We start from the raw sequence: 22,384 nt of genomic DNA on the forward strand, positions 1-22,384 counted from the left end.
GAAGGGTGTTGTTACCGGGCGTTCCAGTCGGTCAGGCCTTCGCCGCGCAGGGTGCGCAGGAAGAAGTCGTACTGGCGGCGCATCGCGTAGGGGACGGGGCCGTTGGTGCGGCCCGCCCCATGCTCGCCGTTGGGGATCGTCAGCAGCTCGAAATCCTTGTTCGATCGGATGAGCGCGTCGACGACCTGCATCGTCGAGGCGGGATCGACGTTCGAATCCTGCTCGCCGACTACCAGCATCAGCTTGCCCCTGAGCTTGCTGGCGTGGACGACGCCCGAGGCGGCGAGATAGGACTGGTCGACCGGCCAGCCGAGCCATTGTTCGTTCCAGTCGATCTTGTCCATGCGGTTGTCGAAACAGCCCGCGAAGGCCACCCCCGCCTTGTAGAAATCGGGATGGAAGAGCAGCGCGTCGAGCGTGTTCTGCCCGCCCGCCGAACCGCCATAGATGCCGACGCGCGTCAGATCGAGCGACGCGTCCTTCGCCGCCAGCGCCTTCATCCATGCGATCCGGTCCGGAAAGCCCATGTCGTCCATGTGTTTCCACGCGACGTCGTGGAACGCCTTGGAGCGGTTGGCGGTGCCCATGCCGTCGATCATCACGACGACGAAGCCGAGATCGGCGAGCTGCTGCATGCCGACCACCTTGTCGCCGCCCGAGAAGCCGGTGAGCGGCGAGAATGCCTTGGGCACGAAACTGTCGTGCGGACCGGCATAGATGTTCTCGATCACCGGATAGCGCTTCGCCGGATCGAAGTCGCGCGGGCGAACGACGATGCCGTAGATGTCGGTCGCGCCGTCGCGGCCCTTGGCGGTGAAGCGTTCTGGGGGCTTGAAGCCCGCGGCGGTGAGTGCGGTGATGTCGCCGGTTTCGAGACTGGCGATCAGGCGACTGTCGGCGGCGTCGTGGAGTTCGGCGCGCTCGGGCAGGTCGGTGCGCGAATAGACGTCGACATAGCGCGTCATGTCGGGGGAGAACGTAAGCTCGTGCGTCGCGTCCACGGTCGTCAGCGGGGTGAGGTTGCGGCCGTCGAAATCGACGCGGAACCAGTGTTTGTAATAGGGGTCCTGCCCCGGCACGACGCCGCTGGCGGAGAACCAGATGCGGCGCTTCGCATCGTCGATCTTGGCAATGTCGCGGACGAGCCATTGGCCTTTCGTGATCTGCGTCTTCACGCGGCCGGTGGTGGCGTCGACGAGGTAGAGGTGGCGCCAGCCGTCGCGCTCCGACGCCCAGATCAGCTCGCGGTCGAGCCCGTTCACCTCGTGCCCGAAGATTCGGTCGCGGAAGACGAAGGTCTTCGGGTCCTCGCTGACCGCGACGTGCGGCGCGGCGGTCGCGGCATCGACGGCGATGATGCGTGCCTGACCGAAGCCGCGGCGGATATACTGGAAGGCGAAGCTGCGCGAGTCCTTCCGCCAGTTTGGCGGGGTCAGGTAATAGGGGTTCGGGAAGGTCGCGTTGGCGACGTCGACTTGCGCGCCGCCAGCGACGGTGAAGAGGACGGGCTGTTCCTGATCGACCGCGTCGCCGGGCTTGGGATAGAGTTGCTGCGCGACTTCGGGATGGAGGCGGCCGGGGGGCGACGAGACAACGCGGGTCACCATCCGGGCATAGCCGGGACGGACGCGGTAGACCGCGATATGGCGGCCGTCGGGGGACCAGGCGATCGTCTCGGGATCGTAGAAATTGGCCGCCGACCCGTCCTGGCTGCGCCATGTCTCGCGGCCGGTGGCGCGATCGCGGACGACGAGATTGTCCTCGACCACCAACGCCTCGAGCGTGCCGTCCGGGGAGGGGCGGGGATGGTTGTCGGCGGGCTGGCGGAGGTCGCGGACGACGCCGAAACCGCGCTCGCGGGGCTGGGGGCCGGGATCGACGCGGGTGCAGACAGGGGTGACGAGCGTGCAGCGGACCTCGCCGCGGCCGGCGGGCATGACGATCGCGGTGCGTGCGTCTACATAGGCGAAGCGGTCGAACGGCAGGCGGAGCGGATCGAGGCGATCGCCGAACGCCTTCGCGATCGCGGCGGCGTCGAAGGCGGCGCGCTTCGCCAGCGTCTGCGCATCGACGTCGACGAAGGCGAAGCCGCCGGGGACGGTCTTGCGATAGTGGAAGTGGCGGCCATCCTCGTCCCACTGCACCGCGCCGGCGATATCGCGGGTGAGCCATTCCCACTGGTCGCGCAGCGCGAGCGAGCGGTCGATGCGGGTGGCGACGGGGTCCTGCGCCAGCGCGGGCACGGCGGTGGCGAGCAGCAGGAGCGTGGCGAGCGTGCGTCTCACCGGTCGGCGCCGATCGTGAACGACCATGTCAGGGGCTTCAGGGGGGTGCGATATTGCATGTGGGGCCTTCCATCGAGGTTCCAGCCGGTGTCGCCGCCGACGCCCGATTGCAAGGCGTCGACCAGCAGCGTGCCGTCGCCGTGCGGGCGGATGTCCGAGCTGTGCGCCTGTCCCGGCGGCTTCATCGCGAGATCGGCATAGGGGAAGGCGAGCGCGGTGACCGCGAGCGGCTGCGCGCCCGTCACGCGCAGGCCGGTGCCGCCGCCGGTCAGCGCGATCCAGCGGACGTCCTGCTTCGCACCCGAATCCTGGGGGCGGGCATAGCCGTGATACTGGTCCGCCAACGTGCCGTCCCAGATCGCGATCAGCCCGCTGGTCTTGCGATCGGGATAGGTTTCGTGCGGGCCGCGGCCGAACCAGCGGACATGATCGAGCACGGGCGGGGTGGCGAAGGCGAGGCCGATGCGCTGCGGATCGGGGAGCGTGTCGCGGATCGGGGTGAACGCGACCTCGGCGCGGACGGTGCCATCGGTGGCCATCGTCCAGCGGGTGACCGTCTTGACCGAGCCGACGCCCATGTCGTGGCGGACGACGATCGCGGAGCCTTCGATCGCGACGTCGTCGACGCGGCGCTGCTCCGAGAAGACCTTCCACATCGCATGCGTCCTGGGGACGCCGGCGCCGTTGTCGTTGTCGGTGGGGGCGCGCCAGAAATCGGGCGCGCCGCCGGTCAGGAGCGTGCGGCCGCTGCGGCGGTAGTGGCGGACGAGGCCGGTCGCCTTGTCGATCGCGAGCGTCGCGTCGCCCGCGGACAGCGTGAGCGCGCCGTCCGCCTCGACCGGGGCGGGGCCGGGCGCGAACGGCGCGGGCGGACGTGGCGGCGTCATCGCGAACTGGTCCCATGCGACGACGTGGCCGGCGGGCACCATCGGGATCGTGCCCGCCCTGGCGCGGGCGCGGAGCACGACGACCTGTTCGGCGAGCCGGTCCTTGGACGCGGGGGGCAGGCTGGCGAAGGCGAGTTGCGCGAAGCCACCCGGCGCGACCTGCGGCGTCGCGATGGAGCCGTGTGCGACGGGGCGGCCGTCTTCGAGGGCCTCCCAGTCGAAGGTGAAGCCGGACAGGTCGATGTGATCGTGACGGTTGGTCACGCCGAAGCCGGTGCGGGTCAGGCTGAACGCGATCGGAGACTGGACCTTGGCGAGCTCGAAATATTCGGGATCGGGGGTGCGATCCGAGCGGATCACGCCGTCGCCGACGGGGCTGTCGTCGCCGCCTTTGTTTGGAAAGTCCGGGCCTTGAGCGAAATAGTCGCGGCCGGCCTTGTCCTTCAGGAGGATCGTCTGGTCGACCCAATCCCACACGAATCCGCCCTGGAGCTTCGGGTGCGTGCGGAACGTCTGCCAATAATCCGCGAAATTGCCGAGGCTGTTGCCCATCGCATGGGCGTATTCCGACAGGATCAGCGGCTGTTTCAGATCGGGCTGGTCCGCATAATCGGCGAGCTTCCAGATATCGTCGTACATCGGCGCGAAGATGTCGACATAGGCATTGGTGGGATGACGCCAGTTGCTCATGCTCCAGCCCAGGAAGCTGACGAGTCGCGATGGATCGCGCGCCTTCACCCATTTCGCCACCGCTTCGAAGCTGGTGCCGATGCCGGTTTCGTTGCCGAGCGACCAGAAGATGACCGAGGGGTGGTTCTTGTCGCGTTCGACCATGCGCTCGACACGATCGAGATGCGCGGAACGCCATGCGGGGTCGTTACCGAGCAGGACAGACGGGTCGTTGCCGCGTTCCTGCGAGAGGCTGAGATAGCCGTGGCTTTCGATATTGGCCTCGTCCATGATGTAGAGGCCGTATTCGTCGGCGAGATCGTACCAGCGCGGATCGTTGGGATAGTGCGAGGTGCGGACCGCGTTGACGTTCGCGGCCTTCATCAGCGCGATGTCGCGGCGCATCGTCGCTTCGGAGACGATGTGGACGGTGCGGGGATCGTGCTCGTGACGGTTGACGCCGCGGATCATGATGCGCTTGCCGTTCACGCGGACCTCGCCGCCTGCGATCTCGACGGTGCGGAAGCCGATGCGGCGGGTGGTCGCCTCGACGACGCGGCCGTTCGCGTCGAGGAGTTCGACGAGGAGGGTGTAGAGTTCCGGGGTTTCGGCCGTCCAGCAACGGACGGCGGGGACGGTCGCGTCGATCCGTGCGGTGGTGTCGGTGGTGGTGGCGTCGCGGACGAGGACTTCGGTCTTGCCGTCGAGCAGCGTGGTGCGGACGCGGGTCGCGGCGGGAATGCCGGCGAGGTCGACGGCGAGCGACAGGCGGCCGTCGCGGTAGCTTGGGTCGAGGCCGGCGCCGATCGACAGGTCGCGGATGTGTGTGGGCGGGGCGGCGTAGAGCGTGACGCTGCGCTCGATGCCGTTGACGCGCCAGAAATCCTGGTCCTCGAGATAGCTGCCGTCGGCATAGCGATAGAGCTCGATCGCGATCGTGTTGCGCCCCGGTCTTGCGGCGGCGGTGACGTCGAACTCGGCGGGAAGCTTCGAGTCCTCGGAATAGCCGATGCGCTGTCCGTTCACCCAGATGTAATAGGCCGCGCCCGCCGCGCCGATCGTCAGCAGCAGGCGACGGCCGGTGAAGTGCGGGGGGACGACGAAGTCGCGGCGGTATGCGCCGACTTCGTTGAGGCTGTGGTCGATCTTCGGCTGGTTGCGTGGGAAGGGATAGCCGCTGCCGACGAAGACCGGGCTGCCATGACCCTCGGCCTGGAGGATGCCGGGGACCTTCATCGTTCCCCAGGCGGAAACGTCGTAGGCGGGCTGCTCGAACCCGACCGGCCGGGTTTCCGGGGTGGGCGAGAGGCGGAAGCGCCAGTCGCCGTCGAGCGAGAGGTGGTAGCGTGATTTCGTCGCGTCGTTCGCGAGCGCGAGGCGACGCGTCTCGAACCCGGCGAAGGTGGCACGCATCGGCTCCGCGCCCTGGCGGATGATATCGGGACGCTCCCATTCGGCGGGTGGCGCGGGCGTTCCCGGTGACGTCTGGGCAAGCGCGGGGAGAGCGAGCGTCGAGAGGAGGAGTGCGAGCGGTCGGCAGGCGTGGCGCGGCATCGGGACTCCCGGGGGTAGCGGAACCGGCGGGCGATGGCGCCCACCGGTTCCAATCGTCATGCGGCCGTCAGAATTCGGCGTGGACGCCGAAGAAGAACGTCCGCCCGGCGACGTCGTAGACGCCGGGATAGGTGTTGCCGTTACCGAACGACGACAGCAACCCCGCCGCGATCGCAGGCGCATCGCGATCGAGGAGGTTGTTGACGCCCGCGCGCAGCGAGACCGCCTTGTCGAGCTTCGCGCTGACCGCGAGATCGAAGTAATTGTACGAGGGGATGCGCGCGTTCACGATATAGGCCGGGCCGGTCAGGAACGGGTCCTTCGTGTTGTTGGTCAGCGAGGTCGGGCCGATATAGCGCCAGTTGAGCGATACCGAGCCGAAGTTCGTCGGATCGGTCCAGGTGAAGCGCGCCTGGTGCCGCCATTCGGGGCTGGGCTGGCCGCAGGTGGGGCCGAACAGGCCCTTGCAGTCATAGGAGCCGAGGCCCGGCAGCGGTTCGGTCTTGAGCGCGTTGAGCCAGGTGCCGACCATCTGCGCGTCGAACCGGCCGATGCCGGTGGGAAGCGAATAGTTCGCGCCGACGTCGATCCCCGAGGTGGCGAGCGAACCGGTGTTCTGCGTCGTCGAGACGACATAGCCCTGTTCGCCGAACAGCACGCCGTTGCGCGGATCGCGCTTGAACAGCGAGCAGAAGAACGGATCCCCCGTCGCGACGCACTGGCTGATCGTCAGCGAGGCGGGCACCGAGCTGATATAGTCCTTCACCTTGATGTTGAAATAGTCGACCGACAGCGACAGGCGGGGGACGAAGCCGGGCTCGAACACGAGGCCCGCGGTGTAGGTGTCCGCCTCTTCGGGCTTGAGCGCGACGTTGCCGCCGCCGAGCGCGCTGCACACTTCGCTCGGGCATTCGATGATCCGTCCGTACTGCGCGGCGCTGACGCCTGTCAGCGCGCAGCGTGCGGCGCTCGCCGTCGGGGTGGCGCCGGCACAGGGATCCTGTGCGGCGACATTGCCGATCTGTTGCGCGCCGAACAGTTCCGCGATGTTCGGCGCGCGGATCGCGCGGTTGTAGCTGGCGCGCAGCCGCAGGTCGCGGACCGGGGCATAGGACAACTCGCCCTTGTAGGTGGAGATGCCGTCGCTGCGGGTGCTGTACTTCGAGTAGCGATAGCCGCCGGTGACGGTCAATTCCTGCGCGAACGGCTTGTCCTCGAGCAGCGGAACGCGGACTTCCGAGAAGAATTCGGTAACGTCGAACTTGCCCTCGCTCTCCTTGGTGCCCTTCTGGAGCGCCAGCGCGTCGGCGCGGAACTCCAGGCTCTCGCGACGATGCTCGACGCCGAGGACGAGGCCGATGCCGTGATCCGCCCAGGGGCTCTTGACGCCATACTCGCCGAGTTCCGCGGTGACCGCGCCGTTGAGCACCGTCTCCTTGTCGAGCCCGCGGGTGAAGGTGGGCGCATAGATATAGTTGAGGCCGGCCTGGCTGATCCCGGCGGCGCGGAACACGTCGATCGGGGCGCAGCGCGGATCGGTGTTGTCGACCACCGACTTGCAGGTCGGCACGCCGCCCACGCTGACGACCTGCAGCGCGCGATTGGCGCGGGTGGGATCGATGTCGTTCTGGTAGTTCTCGTTGAAGATCACCGTCGAGAACAGCGCGTTCAGGTCGTAGCGGATACCCTTGGCGACTTCGCCGCGCACGCCGCCGGTGACTCGGTAGTCGGTGTGGCGCAGATCGTCGCGACGCGGGAGCGCGTTGCCGCCGACCGGGCGGTAGCCGATGAACAGATCCTGCGACACCGTGCTGCTGCCGTAGTTGCTGCCGCACAGAAGCTGGCCCTGCTGCTGGCTGAGCAGCGGATTGTTGCAGTTGATCGTGAAGGTCGATCCCTGGAACAGTGCGGACGGCGCGACCTGTGAATTGGATCGGTCGTCCATGAACATGAAGCTGCCGTAGATCTCGGCTGCCGGAATCACCTCGTACTTGGCGAACGCGCCCGCGGTGTAGCGGGTGTCGTTGCGCTGGAAGTAGTTGAGCGGGCCATAATTGTACCGGAAGCTGGCATTGTACGGCACCCAGGTCTTGGCGCCGTCACGGGTGTTGTTGAAGCGCTGGCCCGCATTGGGACCGGTCAGCGGCTGGAACAGGCCATATTCGTTGTTGCTCGACCCGCCGCACAGGTGGGTCGCGTTGCCGGGCGCGGGATCGAGTCCACAGGCCGATACGTCGCGGTCGCCCTGCATGATCGGCCGGACATCGCGATAGCCGAAATAGGCGGTGACGTTGCCGCGGCCCTCGGCGAAGTTGGTGCCGAACGCGATGTTCGCATCGAAGCGCTGCCCATCGACAGGGGAGGGCAGCGCGTTCTGGTAACCGCTCGCGGCGATCAGGTTGCGGCGGCCGGCATTATCGTTGTGATGGTTCGAGAAGCCGTACTGCGCGTCCGCGACGACGCCGTTGAGATTGTCGCGCAGGATGAAGTTGACGACGCCCGACACCGCATCCGAGCCATACACCGCGGATGCGCCGCCGGTCACCACGTCGACGCGCTCGATCAGCGCGGACGGGATGAAGTTCAGGTCAGTCGCCTGGACCGGCAGCAGGCGCTGGCCGTTGACGAGGACCAGGTTCCGGTTGCTGCCGAGGTTGCGCAGGTTGAGCTTCGCGGTGCCGTCCGAGCCGTTCGAGACGTTCTCGTTCGCGTCCGGCGTGATCTGCGGCAGGCGGTTCAGCACGTTCTCGATATTGGTCGCGCCCTGGAGGCGGATCTCCTCGGCCTGGATCACGGTCGTCGGGCTGTTGCTCTGCGTCCCGTTCGTCTTCAGGCGCGTGCCGGTGACGGTGATCGAGTCGTCCTCGGTCGATGCTTGATCGGCCGACGCGGTGGATGTCTGCGCGGCAGCCGGAGACGCCAGCGCTATGGCGATCGCGGCGAGCGCGGTGGATTGGAAGAATCGATCGAATGCGATGCTCATGCTGGCCCCCTTTTGGTCTGCACGGTACATATACATTATACGATATGAACATTTCAAATATATTATACGATTAGGTTCGAGCGGGTTGGCTGGGTCGGGGCTATATCGCGCTCCGATGGAAATGGGGCGGCGAGGCCGGGTATCGATCAGCATAAAAGCCATCGAGGATCATAGCGTTTGACGGCACGGATCCGTCGAGGAAGAGTCGCGGGCAAGACATCGGACCGAACGATGCCGGACATGCAAACGCCCGGACTGTTTCCAGCCCGGGCGCCTGCGTGACGATCGCTCGTCAGCCCCCTTAAGTTGCTTCGGCCCGCGCGCCCATCTCTGAGCGGAGCTTCGAAGCGTCCCCGAACCACGGCCTGTTTGCCTGTGTGCCAGTGCGATTGTTGCTAGGCGCGACCGTTCCGGCTGTCGATGGAAATGAACGGGAGATAAACCGATTGCGGTGCCCCTGTGTCGAATCCGCAACAGACGTTGCCTCGAGGGCGACCGGGCCCTAATTGCGGCGTCATTCTTCCCTCCAGGCGACAGACCAGCGGCATGATCCTTTCCGCGTACGAGCGCATGATCGCGCGGCGCTATCTCCTGCCGGGCAAGGGGGAGCGGTTCATCGTCCTCGTCGCCGGGTTCAGCCTGGGCGCGGTGATGCTGGGCGTCGCCGCGCTCGTCATCGTGATGAGCGTGATGAACGGGTTCCGCGCGGAGCTGTTCGACAAGATCGTTGGGCTCAACGGCCACGCGGTGGTGCAGGGGATCGGCGGGCGCCTGCCCGACTGGCGCGAGATCGTGAAGGACGCCAAGGCGACGCCGGGGGTGACCGAGGCGCTGCCGCTGATCGAACAGCCGCTGATGTCGTCGTACAACGGCCGGGTCGAGGCGGTGCTGGTGCGCGGGATGCGCGTGGCGGACATCCGCGCGAACCGGACGATCCAGAACAAGGTGGTGGCGGGATCGATCGCGTCGATTACCACGGGCAGCAACAATGTCGCGATCGGCGCGCGGCTGGCGGAGGCGCTGGGCGCGACCGTTGGCTCCGAGATCTCGCTCATCAGCCCCCAGGGGCAGTCGACGCCGTTCGGCACGGTGCCGCGGATCGTGAACTATACGGTCGGCGCAGTGTTCGAGGTAGGCGTCTACGATTACGACAAGGCGTACGTCATCATGCCGATGGAGGATGCGCAGAGGCTGCTGCTGCTGGGCGATGCGGTCGGCATGGTCGAGGTGCAGACCGATAACCCGGACAATGTCGGCGCGATCCTGGCGCCGCTGGCGCGGCAGGTCGGCGACCGCGCGGTGCTGAGCGACTGGCGGCAGATGAACGCGCAGCTGTTCGAGGCGCTGGCGGTCGAGCGCGTGGCGATGTTCACCGTCCTGTGCATCATCATCCTGGTCGCGGCGTTCAACATCGCCTCCTCGCTCATCATGCTGGTGCGCGCCAAGACGCGGGACATCGCGATCCTGCGGACGATGGGCGCGACACGCGGCGCGATGCTGCGCATCTTCATGACGGTGGGGACGACGATCGGGGTGCTGGGCATCCTGCTGGGGCTGGGGCTGGGCTTCGTGTTCCTGTTCTTCCGGCAGGCGGTGGTCAATTTCGTCCAGTTCGTGACGGGGCAGAATCTGTGGGATCCCTCGATCCGCTACCTGACCGAGCTGCCGTCGAAGGCGAACCCGGTCGAGATCGTCGCGATCGTGCTCATCACGCTGCTGATGACGTTCCTCGCCACCGTCTATCCCGCCTTCAAGGCGGCGAGCACCGATCCGGTACAGGTCCTGCGCTATGAATAGTCCCGTCCTCCAGACCGCCGCACTGGCGCGCAGCTTCACGCAGGGGGGGGAGACGATCCACGTCCTGCGCGGCGTCGACCTGTCGGTCGCGCCGGGCGAGATCGTCGCGCTGCTGGGGCCATCGGGATCGGGCAAGTCGACGCTGTTGCAGGCGGTGGGGCTGCTCGAGGGCGGGTTCGAGGGATCGATCCGGATCGCGGGCGAGGAAGCGGCGAAGCTCGACGCGGATGCGCGGACGCGAGTGCGGCGCGACAGCCTGGGGTTCGTGTACCAGTTCCACCATCTGCTCCCCGATTTCAACGCGAGCGAGAATGTCGAGCTGCCGCAGCTGGTGCGCGGCACCGCGCGCGACGTGGCGGCGACGCGGGCGGCGGCACTGCTGACGGTGCTGGGGCTGGGGCATCGGCTGACGCACCGGCCCGCGCAACTTTCGGGTGGCGAGCAGCAGCGGGTGGCGGTGGCGCGCGCGCTGGCGAACCGGCCCGCGCTGGTGCTGGCGGACGAGCCGACGGGCAATCTCGACGAGGCGACCGCGGACGTGGTGTTCGCGGAGTTCCTGCGGCTGGTCCGCGAGGAGGGCTCCGCCGCGCTGGTCGCGACGCATAACGAGCGGCTGGCGGCGCGGATGGACCGGGTGGTGCGGCTGCATGAGGGCGTGCTGACGTGAGCGCGTGGCGGGATGCGCCGACGCTCGTCGGTCGCCACATGAAGCTGCGGCCGCTGGCGATCGGGGATCGCGACGCGCTGGTCGCCGCGGCGGCGGAGGGCGGGCTGTGGGATCTGTTCTACGCCAGCGTGTCGCAGATGAAGGACGCCGACGCGTTTTTCGCGCGGGTGTTCCGCGAGCGTGACTATGGGCGGGCAATGCCGTTCGCGGTGCTCGATGCGCAAGGCGTAGTCTGCGGGACGACGCGGTTCCTGCGGATGAACCCGGGCAACCGCCGCGTCGAGCTTGGCGGGACCTTCTATGCCAAGCGCGTCCAGCGGACGGGGGTGAATACCGAGGCGAAGCGACTGCTGTTGGCGCATGCGTTCGACGTGCTGGGGTGCCAGTGCGTCCAGATCCGCACCGATTTCCTCAACAAGGCGAGCCAGCGCGCGATCGAGCGGCTGGGCGCGCGGCGCGACGGCGTGCTGCGCGGGCACGAGGTGACCGCGGACGGGCGCTTGCGCGACACCGTCGTCTACAGCATTCTCGACCGCGAATGGCCGGAGGTGCGGGCGAACCTGACATATCTGCTGGCGCGGGGGGAAGGGACGGCGGGATGATTACCGATTTCGAGGTGAAGGCCGCGGACGGGGGCGTCGCGTCGCTCGATACGTGGCGCGGCAAGGTGCTGCTGATCGTCAACACCGCATCGAAATGCGGGTTCACGCCGCAATATGAGGGGCTGGAAGAACTGCATCGCCGTTATGGCGATCGCGGGTTCGAGGTGCTGGCGTTCCCGTGCAACCAGTTCGGCGCGCAGGAGCCGGGCGACGCGGCGGAGATCGCGAACTTCTGTTCGCTGACCTATGACGTGACCTTCCCCGTGTTCGGCAAGATCGACGTCAATGGCGGGAATGCCGACCCGCTGTTCGAGGCGCTGAAAGCGGAGGCGCCGGGGGTGCTGGGATCGAAGGCGATCAAGTGGAACTTCACGAAGTTCCTGATCGATCGCGAGGGGCGGGCCGTGCGGCGCTATGCACCGACGACGAAGCCGGAAGATCTGGCGGGGGATATCGAGGCATTGCTTTGATCGGGCAGGGCGCGGATCGCGCTGCCGCGCGCGTCTTTTGATCGGGACTGGCCCCGGCCCTTCGCCGGGGTACGGAGGAGGTTGGGGTGAGGCCTACGCCCCGAAAGCGGGCGTACCCTTCTTGTGGTCGAGCGCGGCGCCGATCGCGGTGACGCCGCCGAACAGGAAGCTGATCCCGAGGATGAAGCCCGGAAGCGTCAGCGCGGACCAGGGCACGGTCGCGAGGATGAACAGCGCGAGCAGCAGGTTGACGGCACCGAGTGCGATCATCAGCGCGCGGCCTCGACGGAACTTCGTCCCCCAGTAGAGTTCCAGCGCGCCGCGCACGCCGAGCCAGATCGCGACGAGCAGCGTGATCGAGATCGCGCCGGTGACGGGTTCGAACGCCATGACGCCGCCGATTACGAGGCTGACGATGCCGAACAGGATCGCATAGGCGCGCGTCTGGCTGCCCTTGCCCATCAGCCCGGCGGCGATCGAGACGATGCCGGTCGCGACGAACGCTACACCGACGACGATCGTCGCCGCCCAAGTCGCGGAGACGGGCCAGACCAGCGCGGCGATGCCGACGAGTACGGAAACGATGCCATAAGCAAGGATCCAGCCCCACCCGGCGCCCGGGCGAATAGCGGCAGCATCGAATGGGATATCGGTCATAGCAAGAACTCCTGTCGCGCGCGCAACGGGCGATGCCGCGGACGGTTCCGTTCGTCGGGTTCGGGGTGCGCGCGGACTGGTCGAATCGGGGAGTGTGGGATAGCGTCACGCACATGTCGCATTCCGGGTTCGTGCCGCTTCGTATCTTCTCGTCCTACACCATGCTCGACGGCGCGATCGAGCCGAAGGCGATCGCCAAGCACGCGTTGAAGCTCGGGTTCCCGGCGGCGGCGCTGACCGATCGCAACGGGCTGTATGCGGCGATGGCCTTTTCCGACGCGGCGACTGGGGCGGGGGTGCAGCCGGTAATCGGGACGATGCTGGCGGTCGCGCGGCCGGGGATGCCCGAGGGGGCGACGCCGGTGCTCGACTGGCTGGCGCTGTATGCGCAGGACTCCACAGGATACGACAATCTGTGCGCGCTTGTCAGCCTGGCGCATCTCGACCGGCCGATCGAACAGCCTGCGCATGTCGACCTGGCGGCATTTCAGGGGCGGAGCGACGGGCTGATCGCGCTGACCGCGGGGGGTGAGGGTGGCCTCGCGCGGCTCTACGCCGAGGACCAGCCGGCGCGGGCGGAGAGCTATGCCGACGCGTTGCAGGCGCTGTTCCCGGACCGGCTGTTCGTCGAGATCGTCCGCCGTGGCGACGCGACCGAGGAGGCGGCGGAGGCGCTGCTGATCGACCTGGCCTATGCGCGCGGGCTGCCGCTGGTCGCGACCAATCCGTGCTGTTTCGCGGACGCGGCGTTCGGCGAGGCGCACGATACGATGCTGTGCATCGCCAGCTCCACCTATGTCGCGAGCGAGGAGCGACCGCGCAGCTCGCCGCACCTGTGGATGAAGCCCGCGGAGGAGATGAGGCGGCTGTTCGAGGACCTGCCCGAGGCGATCGAGAACACGCTGGTGGTGGCGCAGCGCTGCGCGGTGGCGGCGCCCAAGCGCAAGCCGATCCTGCCGAGCCTTGCGGGCGACCGCGAGGGCGAGTCGCAGATGCTGCGAGACGAGGCGCGGGTGGGGCTGGAGGCGCGGCTGCGGCGGATCGAGGAGCTGCGGCATCTGTCGCCGCCGCTCGAAACCGATACGCCGACGGAAACCGCGGCGGACTGGCGCCAGCCCTATCGCGAGCGGCTGGAGTTCGAGCTGGACGTCATCATCCAGATGGGGTTTCCGGGCTATTTCCTGATCGTGTCCGATTTCATCAAATGGGCGAAGTCGCACGATATTCCGGTGGGGCCGGGGCGTGGTTCGGGGGCGGGGTCGGTCGTGGCCTGGGCGCTGACGATCACCGATCTCGACCCGCTGTCGCTGGGTCTGCTGTTCGAGCGGTTCCTCAATCCCGAGCGCGTGTCGATGCCCGACTTCGACATCGACTTTTGCGAAACGCGGCGCGGCGAGGTGATCCGCTATGTGCAGGAGAAATACGGGCGCGATCAGGTCGCGCAGATCATCACCTTCGGGAAGTTGAAGGCGCGCGCGGTGCTGAAGGACACCGGCCGCGTGCTCCAGATGAGCTATGGGCAGGTCGACCGGCTGGCGAAGCTGGTGCCCAACCACCCGACCGATCCGTGGGACCTGAAACGCGCCCTGAACGGCGTCGGGGAGTTGGCCAAGGAATATGCCAACGACAACCAGGTGCGCCACCTGCTCGATCTCGCGATCCAGCTGGAGGGGTTGCCGCGGCACTCGTCGACGCACGCCGCGGGCGTGGTGATCGGGGACCGGCCGCTGGCGCAGCTGGTGCCGCTCTACCGCGATCCGCGCTCCGACATGCCCGTCACGCAGTTCGACATGAAATATGTCGAGGGCGCGGGGCTGGTGAAGTTCGACTTTCTCGGGCTCAAGACGCTGTCGGTTCTGAAGAAGGCGACGCAGCTGCTCGCCAAGCGCGGGGTGACGATCGACCTCGACGCGCTGCCATGGGACGACGAGACGACGTACAGGCTGCTCCAGAGCGGCAACACCGTCGGCGTGTTCCAGCTGGAATCGGAAGGCATGCGGCGGACGCTGTCGGCGGTGCGGCCGTCCAATTTCGGCGACATCATCGCGCTCGTCTCGCTCTACCGGCCGGGGCCGATGGACAACATCCCCTCGTTCGGTCGGCGCAAGCAGGGCACCGAGGAGATCGTCTATCCGCATGCGTTGCTCGAGGGGCTGCTGAGCGAGACGTACGGCATCTTCGTCTACCAGGAACAGGTGATGCAGGCGGCGCAGGTGCTGGCGGGCTATTCGCTGGGCGGCGCGGATCTGTTGCGGCGCGCGATGGGCAAGAAGATCAAGGCGGAGATGGACGCGCAGCGCGCGACCTTCGTCGAGGGGTGCCTCGCCACCAACGGCATCCCGAAGGGCAAGGCGAACGAGCTGTTCGATTTGATCGACAAGTTCGCCGGATACGGCTTCAACAAGAGCCACGCTGCGGCCTACGCGTTGCTGGCGTACCAGACCGCGTGGTTGAAGGCGCATCACCCGCACGAATTCTACGCGGCCTCGATGTGCTACGACATGACGCTGACCGACAAGCTGGCGATCTTCGTCGACGACATGCGGCGGCTGGGCGTCGGGTGCCTGCCGCCCGACATCAATGCGAGCGGGGCGGAGTTCGATGTCGAGGAGACCGACGACGGCCTGAAGGTCCGCTATGCGCTCGCCGCGCTGAAGTCGGTAGGCGAGGGCGCGATGGAGCGGCTGGTCGCAGAGCGCGAGGCGAACGGTGCGTTCTCGAGCCTCGACGATCTGGCGCACCGCGTCGATCCGCGGCTGATGAACAAGCGCCAGCTGGAGACGCTGGCGGGGGCGGGCGCGTTCGATGCGCTGGAACCGAACCGCGCGGGCGTGCTGGCGGTGGCGGAGACGATCATCGCGATCGCGGCGCGCACGCACGACGCGAAGACGAGCGGGCAGGGCGGGCTGTTCGGCGACAGCCCGGTGGCGGGGGATTCGATCAAGCTGCCCCCGTCTGCCAGCTGGACGATGGCGCAGCGCATGGAGCAGGAAAAGGAGGCGTTCGGCTTCTATTTCTCCGCACACCCGGTCGACCGGCATGCGCATATCGCCAAGACCTATGGTGCTCGGGCGTTCACCGCGCTGGGCGAACTCAACATCCCCGAGGACGGAACGCGCGCAGGCGCGACGATGGCGGTGCTGGTCGAGGATGCGCGGTGGCGGACCTCGGCCAGGGGCAAGCGCTACATGATGGCGACGCTGAGCGATGCGACGGGGCAGTTCGTCGCGACGTGTTTCGACGACAAGGTCGCGGCGGACCTGGAGGAGGCGGCGCGCAACGGCGGGTGCGGGCTGGCGACGGTCGAGCTCGATCGCCGGCCGGGCGAGGATACGCCGCGCGTTTCGGTCAGCCGGATCCAGCCGTTCGAGATGCTGGCGACGACCGCGCGGTTCGTCGTCGAGGTGACGCTGGCGGACGCGGCGGCGATCGGGCCATTGGCGGCGATGCTGGCGGCGCATCGCGGCGCGCGCGGGGAGGTGAAGCTGAAGGCGCCGCTGCCGGACGGCGGGGTCGCCACGCTGTTGCTGGGGCGCGATTTCCTGCTGGACGGCGAGCTTGCCGATCGGATCGCAACGTTGCACGGTGTTTCGAACGCGGTGCTGACGACCTCCGAGACGAGGCTGGCGCTGGTGGGCTGACGAGATCGGGAGAGCGGTGATGACGGGCGCGGTGCTGGGTGGAATGCAGGATTTCGAACTGCGCGTGCCGCGGATCATCGACCACGCCGCGCGCGAACACGGCCATCGCGAGATCGTCTCGCGCTGGGCCGACGGCTCCGAGACGCGGAGCGACTGGGCCGGCATCGCGGCGGATGCGCGCAAGGTGGCGCAGGCGCTCGAACGGCTGGGCTGCAAACCCGGCGACCGGATCGCGACGCTGGCGATGAACCACGGGCACCATCTGGCGACATGGTATGGCGCGATCGGCATGGGCGGGGTGATCCACACGATCAACCCGCGGCTGTTCGACGAGCAGCTCGTCTATATCGCGAACCATGCCGAGGATCGCGTGCTGTTCTACGACATGGCGTTCCAGCCGCTGGTCGACCGGCTGCGCTCGCAGTGGACGACGATCGAGCATTTCGTCGTGTTCGACGGCAGCGGCGATGGCAGCTACCGGGCGCTGATCGACGCCGAGGATGGCGACTATGCGTGGGTCGAGGGACCCGAGCGTGCGCCGTGCATGCTGTGCTATACCAGCGGGACGACGGGCCATCCCAAGGGCGTGCTGTACGAGCATCGCTCGACCGTGCTCCACGCGATGGCGGAGATCGCGCCCGCGATCTTCGACCTGTCGTCGCGCTCAGTGGCGCTGCCGATCGTCCCGATGTTCCACGCCGCGGCGTGGGGCCTGCCGTTCGCGGGTGCGCTGGCGGGGACGAAGTTTGTGTTCTCCGCTGTCAACGACGCGGCGGTGCTGTGCGATCTTATGAATGCCGAAAAGGTGACGCATTCGGCCGGGGTGCCGACCGTCTGGCTCTCGTTGTTCAAGCATATCGACGAGACGGGGCAGGCGCCGCGCTTCCTGAAGCTGGTCAGCATCGGCGGGTCGGCCGCGCCGCGCGCGATGATCGCGCGACTGATGGGGATGGGGGTGCACGTCGCGCATCTGTGGGGGATGACCGAGACGTCGCCGGTCGGCACCGCGGGCTCGCTGCCTGCCGACTGGGACGAGATGAGCGAGGATGCGAAGCTCGACCTGGTGTGCAAGCAGGGGCGGTTGCCGTTCGGGGTCGAGCTGAAGGTGGTCGACGACGACGGTGTGGCGCAACCGCGCGACGGCACCTCGTCGGGCAAGCTGCACGTGCGCGGGCCGTGGGTGGTAAAGCGCTATTTCCAGGCGGAGGCGGAGGCGATCGACGCAGACGGCTGGTTCGATACCGGCGACGTCGCGGTGCTTCATCCCGACGGGACGATGCAGATCACCGACCGGTCGAAGGACGTCATCAAGTCCGGCGGGGAGTGGATCAGTTCGGTCGAGCTGGAGAATGCCGCGGTCGGCTGCGCAGGCGTCGCGGAGGCGGCGGCGATCGGCGTGTACCATCCGAAATGGGACGAGCGGCCGCTGTTGCTGGTGGTGAGGAAGCCCGGAAGCGCGGTGACGACGGCGGAGATCTCGGCGCATCTGGCGAAGCATGTCGCGAAATGGTGGCTACCCGACGAGATCGTCTTCGTCGACGACCTGCCGCACACCGCGACGGGGAAGCTTTTGAAGACGGCGCTACGGGAGAAGTTCAAGGATTTCTCGCTGGCGACGGCCTGACCGGCTGCCGCCATCCGTCCCGGTACGCGGCGGACAGGTCTTGCGCATGGCGGCTGGCCGCGTCAATCTCCGTCAGGTGACGACGACCACTATCCCCATCGCGCGCGACGACGCCGTCGCGGTTACGCTGGCCGCCCGTCCCGAGGCGCTGCGACTCGATCCGCGCGAGACGGCGGTGGTCGTGATCGACATGCAGAACGCCTATGCGTCGCCGGGCGGGTATGTCGATCTGGCGGGGTTCGACATTGCGGGCGCGACGGGGACGATCGGGAAGATCGCGGAGACGCTGGCGGTCGCGCGCGCAGCAGGAGTGCAGGTGGTGTTCCTCCAGAATGGCTGGGATCCCGATTATGTCGAGGCGGGTGCGGTGGGCTCGCCCAACTGGCACAAGTCGAACGCGCTCAAGACGATGCGCGCGCGGCCCGAGCTCGCCGGGCAATTGCTGGCGCGCGGGGGGTGGGACTATGAACTGGTCGCGGCGCTCACGCCGCAGCCGGGCGATATCTCTCTCCACAAGACGCGCTATTCGGCGTTCTTCAATTCGCAGCTCGACAGCGTCCTGCGCGCGCGGGGGATCAAGACGATCGTGTTCGTCGGGATCGCGACCAACGTGTGCGTCGAGAGCACGCTGCGCGACGGCTTTCACCTCGAATATTTCGGGGTGATGCTGGAAGATGCGACGCATCATCTGGGTCCGTCCGAAATGCAGGCGGCAAGCGTCTACAATATCGAGAAATTCTTCGGCTGGGTATCCACCACCGCCGATTTCGCCCGCGCCTTCGGGCAGTTCGAGGACCAGTGATGCCGTTCGAAGCGATCAACCCGCCGCAGTTCCCGACCCCGATCGCGCCGTATTCGGCGGGGGCGAAGGCGGGGAACACCGTCTATGTCTCCGGCGTGCTGGCGCTGGGCGAGGGCGGCGCGGTGCTGCATGTCGGCGATGCGGCGGCGCAGACGCGGCATGTGCTCGACGTCATCACGGTGACGCTCGAGGCGGCGGGGGCGACGCTCGCGGACGTGGCGATGAACCACATCTTCCTCAAGGATCTTGGCGACTACGCTGCGTTCAACGCTGTCTATGCGGAGTATTTTCCGGGCGCGAAGCCCGCGCGCTATTGCATCAAGGCGGACCTGGTGAAGCCCGACTGCCTGGTCGAGATCGCGTCCGTGGCGCATCTGGCCTGATGCCGCACGCGGCCGGGCTGTATTACGAAATCCATGGGCCCGCCGACGCGCCGCCGGTGATCCTGTCGAGCGGACTGGGCGGTTTGGCGGGGTACTGGCAGCCGAACCTCGCGGCGCTGGCGGAGCGGTTCAGGGTGATCCTGTACGATCATCGCGGGACGGGGCGGAGCGACCGGGCGCTGCCAGACGTGGTGATGGTCGACGATCTGGCGGCGGACATGATCGCGCTGATGGATGCACTCGGCATCGAGCGCGCGAGCGTCGTCGGACATGCGGCGGGCGGGGTTGCGGGGCTGGCGCTCGCGCGCATGGCCGATCAGCGTCTGGGCAAACTCGTCACAGTGAACGGCTGGATCAGAGCGGATCCGCATTTCCTGCGCTGTTTCGAGGCGCGCCTCAACCTGCTGCGCCATGCCGGGGTGGAGGCGTTCCTGCGCGCTCAGCCGATCTTCCTGTACCCAGCGGAGTGGATCTCGACGGAGACCGACATGCTGGACGCCGAACTCGTCCACCAACTCGACGCATTTCCGGGCACCGAAGCGACGGAAAAGCGCATTGCCGCGTTGGCGGCATTCGACGCGTCTCGCTGGATCGGTTCCCTGACCGCTCCGATCCTCGCGATCGCATCGAGTGACGACATGCTCGTTCCTTGGACGTGCACGGAGGCGCTCGCTGCAGCCAATCCCAAGATACTTGCAAGCGTCGCGTCGTGGGGCGGCCATGCTTGCAATGTCACCGATCCCGATACGTTCAACCGAACGGTTATCGAATTTCTAGGGAGCTAATCTCATGCAGGTCGGCGTCTTCGTGCCCATCAACAACAATGGCTGGCTGATCTCCGAGGCCGCACCGCAGTACAAGCCGTCGTTCGACATGAACAAGGCGATCGCGCTGAAGGCGGAGGAGCACGGGCTCGACTTCCTGCTGTCGATGATAAAGCTGCGCGGGTTCGGCGGAAAGACCGAGTTCTGGGAGTACGGGCTGGAGAGCTTCACGCTGATGGCGGGGCTGGCGGCGGTGACGGAGCGGATCAAGATCTACGCCACCTGCCCGACGCTGGTGATCCCGCCCGCCTTCGCGGCGCGGATGTGCAATACGATCGACTCGATCAGCCACGGGCGGTTCGGGCTGAACCTCATCACCGGATGGCAACGCCCGGAATACAGCCAGATGGGGATGTGGCCCGGCGACGAGCATTTCCGTAATCGTTACAAGATGCTGGACGAATATGCGCACATCCTGCGCGAACTGTGGGCGGAGGGCGTCAGCGACTTCAAGGGCGAGTATTACCAGATGGACGACTGCCGCGTCCGTCCGCAGCCGGCCGGCGACATGAAGATCATCTGCGCGGGGTCGTCGGACGAGGGGCTCGCCTTCTCCGCGAAGTGGGCGGACTATGCGTTCTGCCTCGGCAAGGGCGTCAACACGCCGACCGCGTTCGCGGCCAACAACGAGCGGCTGGCGGTGGCGACCGCGAAGACCGGACGCGACGTATCGGTGTTCGTGCTGGTGATGGTGATCGCCGCGGAGACGGACGACGAGGCGTACGCGAAGTGGAAGGCGTATAACGACGGGGTCGATCTCGATGCGATCGCGTGGCTGGCCGAGCAGGGCGCCGCAGACAAGCACAACAAGGACACCAATGTCCGCCAGCTTGCCGCGCCGGAGGGGGCGGTGAACATCAACATGGGGACGCTGGTCGGCAGCTACGAAAGCGTCGCGCGGATGCTCGACGAAATGGCGGCGGTGCCCAATACCGGCGGAGTGCTGCTGACGTTCGACGACTTCCTGCAGGGGGTCGAGGATTTCGGGACGCGAATCCAGCCGCTGATGACGAGCCGCGCGGGCGTCGTGAAGGGCTGACGAAGAAACGGGAGCCGTTGGCCCCCGCTGCTCCGTAGTGATGGCTCGAAAGAGGCGAAGCGTCAGCGCTCGTCGGGACTGCGATCCGACGGGCCGGTGTCGCCGGCTTCATCTAGACCGTCGCTCTCGGCATTGTTACCGTAGCCCGCACCCGAACCGTCCTCGCCCTGCTGGCGGTTCTGCTGGTTCTGCTGGCGGTCGACGCTCTGGTCCCGCTGCTGGTCCTGGCGCCCGGTATCTGCCGGATTGGTTTCATCACCCATCGGTCTTCTCCTGCGGTCGCCCCCGTGATCGGGGTAGGGCATCAACTGGCGCGGGTGGCATTGCGATCCATCCGTTGATCTCGATCAGCGCGATTTCAGAAGAGTTCGCCCTGCGCGCCGGCGGGGGCACGGAACAGGTCACGGCGCAGCGCGACGCGTTCGCGGTTCAGATCGTGCTTGCGGCAGGCAAGGTGGAAGCGGGTGCGGAGCAGGTCCGCCCAGGGGCCGCTGCCCTTCATCCGCGTGAAGAAGGCGGGATCGTTGTCGCGGCCTCCGCGCAGATCGTGGATCATCGCCATCACCTTGGCGGCGCGATCGGGAAAGTGCGTGTCGAGCCAGGCGCGAAAGAGCGGGGCGACCTCGTGCGGAAGGCGGACGGGAATGAAGAACGTGAACCGCGCGCCGGCCTGCGCGGCGCGGGCGAGGATGTGTTCGATCTCGTGATCGGTAATCGCGGGGATGACGGGGGCGATCGAGACGTAGGTCGGGATGCCCGCATCGGTGAGCTTGCGGACCGCGGCGAGGCGGCGCTCGGGATGCGGCGCGCGGGGTTCGATCGTCATCGCGATCCGCGGGTCGAGCGAGGTGATCGACAGCGCGACGCTGGCCAGGCCCTTCGCCGCCATGGGGGCGAGAAGATCGATGTCGCGGACGACGCGGTCCGACTTGGTGGTGATCGTAAGCGGATGGTTCGTTTCGGCCAGGACCTCGATGATGCCGCGGGTGATGTGCCAGTCGCGCTCGATCGGCTGGTAGGGATCGGTGTTGGTGCCGAGCGCGATCGGCGCGACCCGATAGCCGGGCTTCGCGAGTTCGGCGCGGAGCAGCGCGGCGGCATCGCGCTTGGCGAACAGCTTCGTCTCGAAATCGAGGCCGGGGGACAGGTCGTGGAAGGCGTGGGTCGGGCGGGCGAAACAGTAGATGCAACCATGCTCGCAGCCCCGATAGGGGTTGATCGAGCGATCGAACGGAATGTCGGGGGAGGCGTTGCGGCTGATGATCGTGCGGGGGTGTTCGATCGTGACCGAGGTGCGCAGCGGGGGCGGCGCGCCGTCGATCGTTTCGCGGGCGTCGAGCCAGTCGCCGTCAGCCTCGATCCCCGGGAGGTTGAAGCGGCGGCTTTCGGTGTTGAGGGTTGCGCCTCGGATGGCGCGGGGGGCTGGGCGGGGCATTAGGCGGGAATAGGCCGAGAGTTGGAACGTATCAAGAACGTTCAGATGCTCGCTTTCGAACTCCG

16 protein-coding genes are annotated in these 22,384 nt (G+C 67.2%); 10 read left to right on the forward strand and 6 right to left on the reverse strand.

The features are described from left to right. Positions 1 to 11: 11 nt before the first annotated feature. The 3 genes from ACV7NO_RS10050 to ACV7NO_RS10060 all read right to left on the reverse strand — a co-directional run bounded on the left by ACV7NO_RS10050 (position 12) and on the right by ACV7NO_RS10060 (position 8,378). The gene (locus ACV7NO_RS10050) at positions 12 to 2,285 is read right to left on the reverse strand and encodes a S9 family peptidase (RefSeq protein WP_463405863.1); all 2,274 of its coding nucleotides are present in this window, start codon (positions 2,283 to 2,285) and stop codon (positions 12 to 14) included. Then, complete coding sequence (locus ACV7NO_RS10055; RefSeq protein WP_463405864.1) at positions 2,282 to 5,395, reverse strand: glycoside hydrolase family 2 TIM barrel-domain containing protein; 3,114 nt, start codon at positions 5,393 to 5,395, stop codon at positions 2,282 to 2,284. Before ACV7NO_RS10055 ends, ACV7NO_RS10050 begins: the two co-directional genes overlap by 4 nt. 67 nt (positions 5,396 to 5,462) lie before the next feature. Beyond that, positions 5,463 to 8,378 carry a TonB-dependent receptor domain-containing protein gene (locus tag ACV7NO_RS10060; protein WP_463405865.1) on the reverse strand — a complete coding sequence of 972 codons (2,916 nt, stop codon included), beginning with the start codon at positions 8,376 to 8,378 and terminating at the stop codon, positions 5,463 to 5,465. Positions 8,379 to 8,924: 546 nt separating this feature from the next. Here ACV7NO_RS10060 and ACV7NO_RS10065 point away from each other — a divergent pair. The 4 genes from ACV7NO_RS10065 to ACV7NO_RS10080 are packed head-to-tail and all read left to right on the forward strand — an operon-like array spanning position 8,925 to position 11,914. Continuing rightward, positions 8,925 to 10,175, forward strand: coding sequence for a lipoprotein-releasing ABC transporter permease subunit (locus ACV7NO_RS10065; RefSeq protein ID WP_463405866.1), 1,251 nt, complete (start codon positions 8,925 to 8,927; stop codon positions 10,173 to 10,175). Continuing rightward, complete coding sequence (locus tag ACV7NO_RS10070) at positions 10,168 to 10,842, forward strand: ABC transporter ATP-binding protein (protein WP_463405867.1); 675 nt, start codon at positions 10,168 to 10,170, stop codon at positions 10,840 to 10,842. The genes ACV7NO_RS10065 and ACV7NO_RS10070 overlap by 8 nt, the downstream gene beginning before the upstream one ends. Continuing rightward, positions 10,839 to 11,444, forward strand: coding sequence for a GNAT family N-acetyltransferase (locus tag ACV7NO_RS10075; protein WP_463405868.1), 606 nt, complete (start codon positions 10,839 to 10,841; stop codon positions 11,442 to 11,444). The genes ACV7NO_RS10070 and ACV7NO_RS10075 overlap by 4 nt, the downstream gene beginning before the upstream one ends. After that, entirely contained in the window at positions 11,441 to 11,914 is a 474-nt protein-coding gene (locus ACV7NO_RS10080) for a glutathione peroxidase (RefSeq protein ID WP_463405869.1), read from the forward strand. Before ACV7NO_RS10075 ends, ACV7NO_RS10080 begins: the two co-directional genes overlap by 4 nt. Before the next feature lie 93 nt (positions 11,915 to 12,007). Here ACV7NO_RS10080 and ACV7NO_RS10085 read toward each other — a convergent pair whose 3' ends face one another. Next, positions 12,008 to 12,571: an HdeD family acid-resistance protein gene (locus ACV7NO_RS10085; RefSeq protein WP_463405870.1), complete on the reverse strand. Its 564-nt coding sequence runs from the start codon at positions 12,569 to 12,571 to the stop codon at positions 12,008 to 12,010. Between the two features lie 113 nt (positions 12,572 to 12,684). On the opposite strand from ACV7NO_RS10085, the gene dnaE reads away from it, so the two are divergent. From dnaE to rutA, 6 genes are all read left to right on the forward strand, one after another. Next, positions 12,685 to 16,212, forward strand: coding sequence for a DNA polymerase III subunit alpha (gene dnaE, locus ACV7NO_RS10090; protein ID WP_463407314.1), 3,528 nt, complete (start codon positions 12,685 to 12,687; stop codon positions 16,210 to 16,212). A 19-nt stretch (positions 16,213 to 16,231) separates the two neighbouring features. Next, complete coding sequence (locus tag ACV7NO_RS10095) at positions 16,232 to 17,836, forward strand: long-chain fatty acid--CoA ligase (protein WP_463405871.1); 1,605 nt, start codon at positions 16,232 to 16,234, stop codon at positions 17,834 to 17,836. Between the two features lie 76 nt (positions 17,837 to 17,912). Next, on the forward strand, positions 17,913 to 18,638 hold the full coding sequence (rutB, locus tag ACV7NO_RS10100) for a pyrimidine utilization protein B (protein ID WP_463405872.1): 726 nt from the start codon (positions 17,913 to 17,915) through the stop codon (positions 18,636 to 18,638). Next, the gene (gene rutC / locus ACV7NO_RS10105; RefSeq protein WP_463405873.1) at positions 18,638 to 19,021 is read left to right on the forward strand and encodes a pyrimidine utilization protein C; all 384 of its coding nucleotides are present in this window, start codon (positions 18,638 to 18,640) and stop codon (positions 19,019 to 19,021) included. Before rutB ends, rutC begins: the two co-directional genes overlap by 1 nt. After that, entirely contained in the window at positions 19,021 to 19,806 is a 786-nt protein-coding gene (rutD, locus tag ACV7NO_RS10110; RefSeq protein ID WP_463405874.1) for a pyrimidine utilization protein D, read from the forward strand. The genes rutC and rutD overlap by 1 nt, the downstream gene beginning before the upstream one ends. Before the next feature lie 4 nt (positions 19,807 to 19,810). After that, positions 19,811 to 20,884, forward strand: a complete 1,074-nt coding sequence (gene rutA, locus ACV7NO_RS10115) for a pyrimidine utilization protein A (RefSeq protein WP_463405875.1) — start codon at positions 19,811 to 19,813, stop codon at positions 20,882 to 20,884. A 62-nt stretch (positions 20,885 to 20,946) separates the two neighbouring features. Here rutA and ACV7NO_RS10120 read toward each other — a convergent pair whose 3' ends face one another. Then, positions 20,947 to 21,147 (reverse strand): hypothetical protein, encoded by a 201-nt coding sequence (locus ACV7NO_RS10120; RefSeq protein WP_463405876.1) that lies wholly within the window; start codon positions 21,145 to 21,147, stop codon positions 20,947 to 20,949. A gap of 95 nt (positions 21,148 to 21,242) precedes the next feature. Then, the gene (locus ACV7NO_RS10125) at positions 21,243 to 22,319 is read right to left on the reverse strand and encodes a PA0069 family radical SAM protein (protein ID WP_463405877.1); all 1,077 of its coding nucleotides are present in this window, start codon (positions 22,317 to 22,319) and stop codon (positions 21,243 to 21,245) included. Positions 22,320 to 22,384: the final 65 nt, after the last annotated feature.

Source organism: Sphingomonas sp. Ell38C01 (assembly GCF_055231975.1).

What these genes read in the sequence shown, in the direction of transcription:
- ACV7NO_RS10055 (WP_463405864.1), bottom strand. Translation starts at nt 5,395, where the DNA reads ATGCCGCGCCACGCCTGCCGACCGCTCGCACTCCTCCTCTCGACGCTC.
- ACV7NO_RS10060 (WP_463405865.1), bottom strand. Translation starts at nt 8,378, where the DNA reads ATGAGCATCGCATTCGATCGATTCTTCCAATCCACCGCGCTCGCCGCG.
- ACV7NO_RS10065 (WP_463405866.1), top strand. Translation starts at nt 8,925, where the DNA reads ATGATCCTTTCCGCGTACGAGCGCATGATCGCGCGGCGCTATCTCCTG.
- ACV7NO_RS10070 (WP_463405867.1), top strand. Translation starts at nt 10,168, where the DNA reads ATGAATAGTCCCGTCCTCCAGACCGCCGCACTGGCGCGCAGCTTCACG.
- ACV7NO_RS10080 (WP_463405869.1), top strand. Translation starts at nt 11,441, where the DNA reads ATGATTACCGATTTCGAGGTGAAGGCCGCGGACGGGGGCGTCGCGTCG.
- ACV7NO_RS10085 (WP_463405870.1), bottom strand. Translation starts at nt 12,571, where the DNA reads ATGACCGATATCCCATTCGATGCTGCCGCTATTCGCCCGGGCGCCGGG.
- dnaE (WP_463407314.1), top strand. Translation starts at nt 12,685, where the DNA reads ATGTCGCATTCCGGGTTCGTGCCGCTTCGTATCTTCTCGTCCTACACC.
- ACV7NO_RS10095 (WP_463405871.1), top strand. Translation starts at nt 16,232, where the DNA reads ATGACGGGCGCGGTGCTGGGTGGAATGCAGGATTTCGAACTGCGCGTG.
- rutC (WP_463405873.1), top strand. Translation starts at nt 18,638, where the DNA reads ATGCCGTTCGAAGCGATCAACCCGCCGCAGTTCCCGACCCCGATCGCG.
- rutD (WP_463405874.1), top strand. Translation starts at nt 19,021, where the DNA reads ATGCCGCACGCGGCCGGGCTGTATTACGAAATCCATGGGCCCGCCGAC.
- rutA (WP_463405875.1), top strand. Translation starts at nt 19,811, where the DNA reads ATGCAGGTCGGCGTCTTCGTGCCCATCAACAACAATGGCTGGCTGATC.
- ACV7NO_RS10120 (WP_463405876.1), bottom strand. Translation starts at nt 21,147, where the DNA reads ATGGGTGATGAAACCAATCCGGCAGATACCGGGCGCCAGGACCAGCAG.
- ACV7NO_RS10125 (WP_463405877.1), bottom strand. Translation starts at nt 22,319, where the DNA reads ATGCCCCGCCCAGCCCCCCGCGCCATCCGAGGCGCAACCCTCAACACC.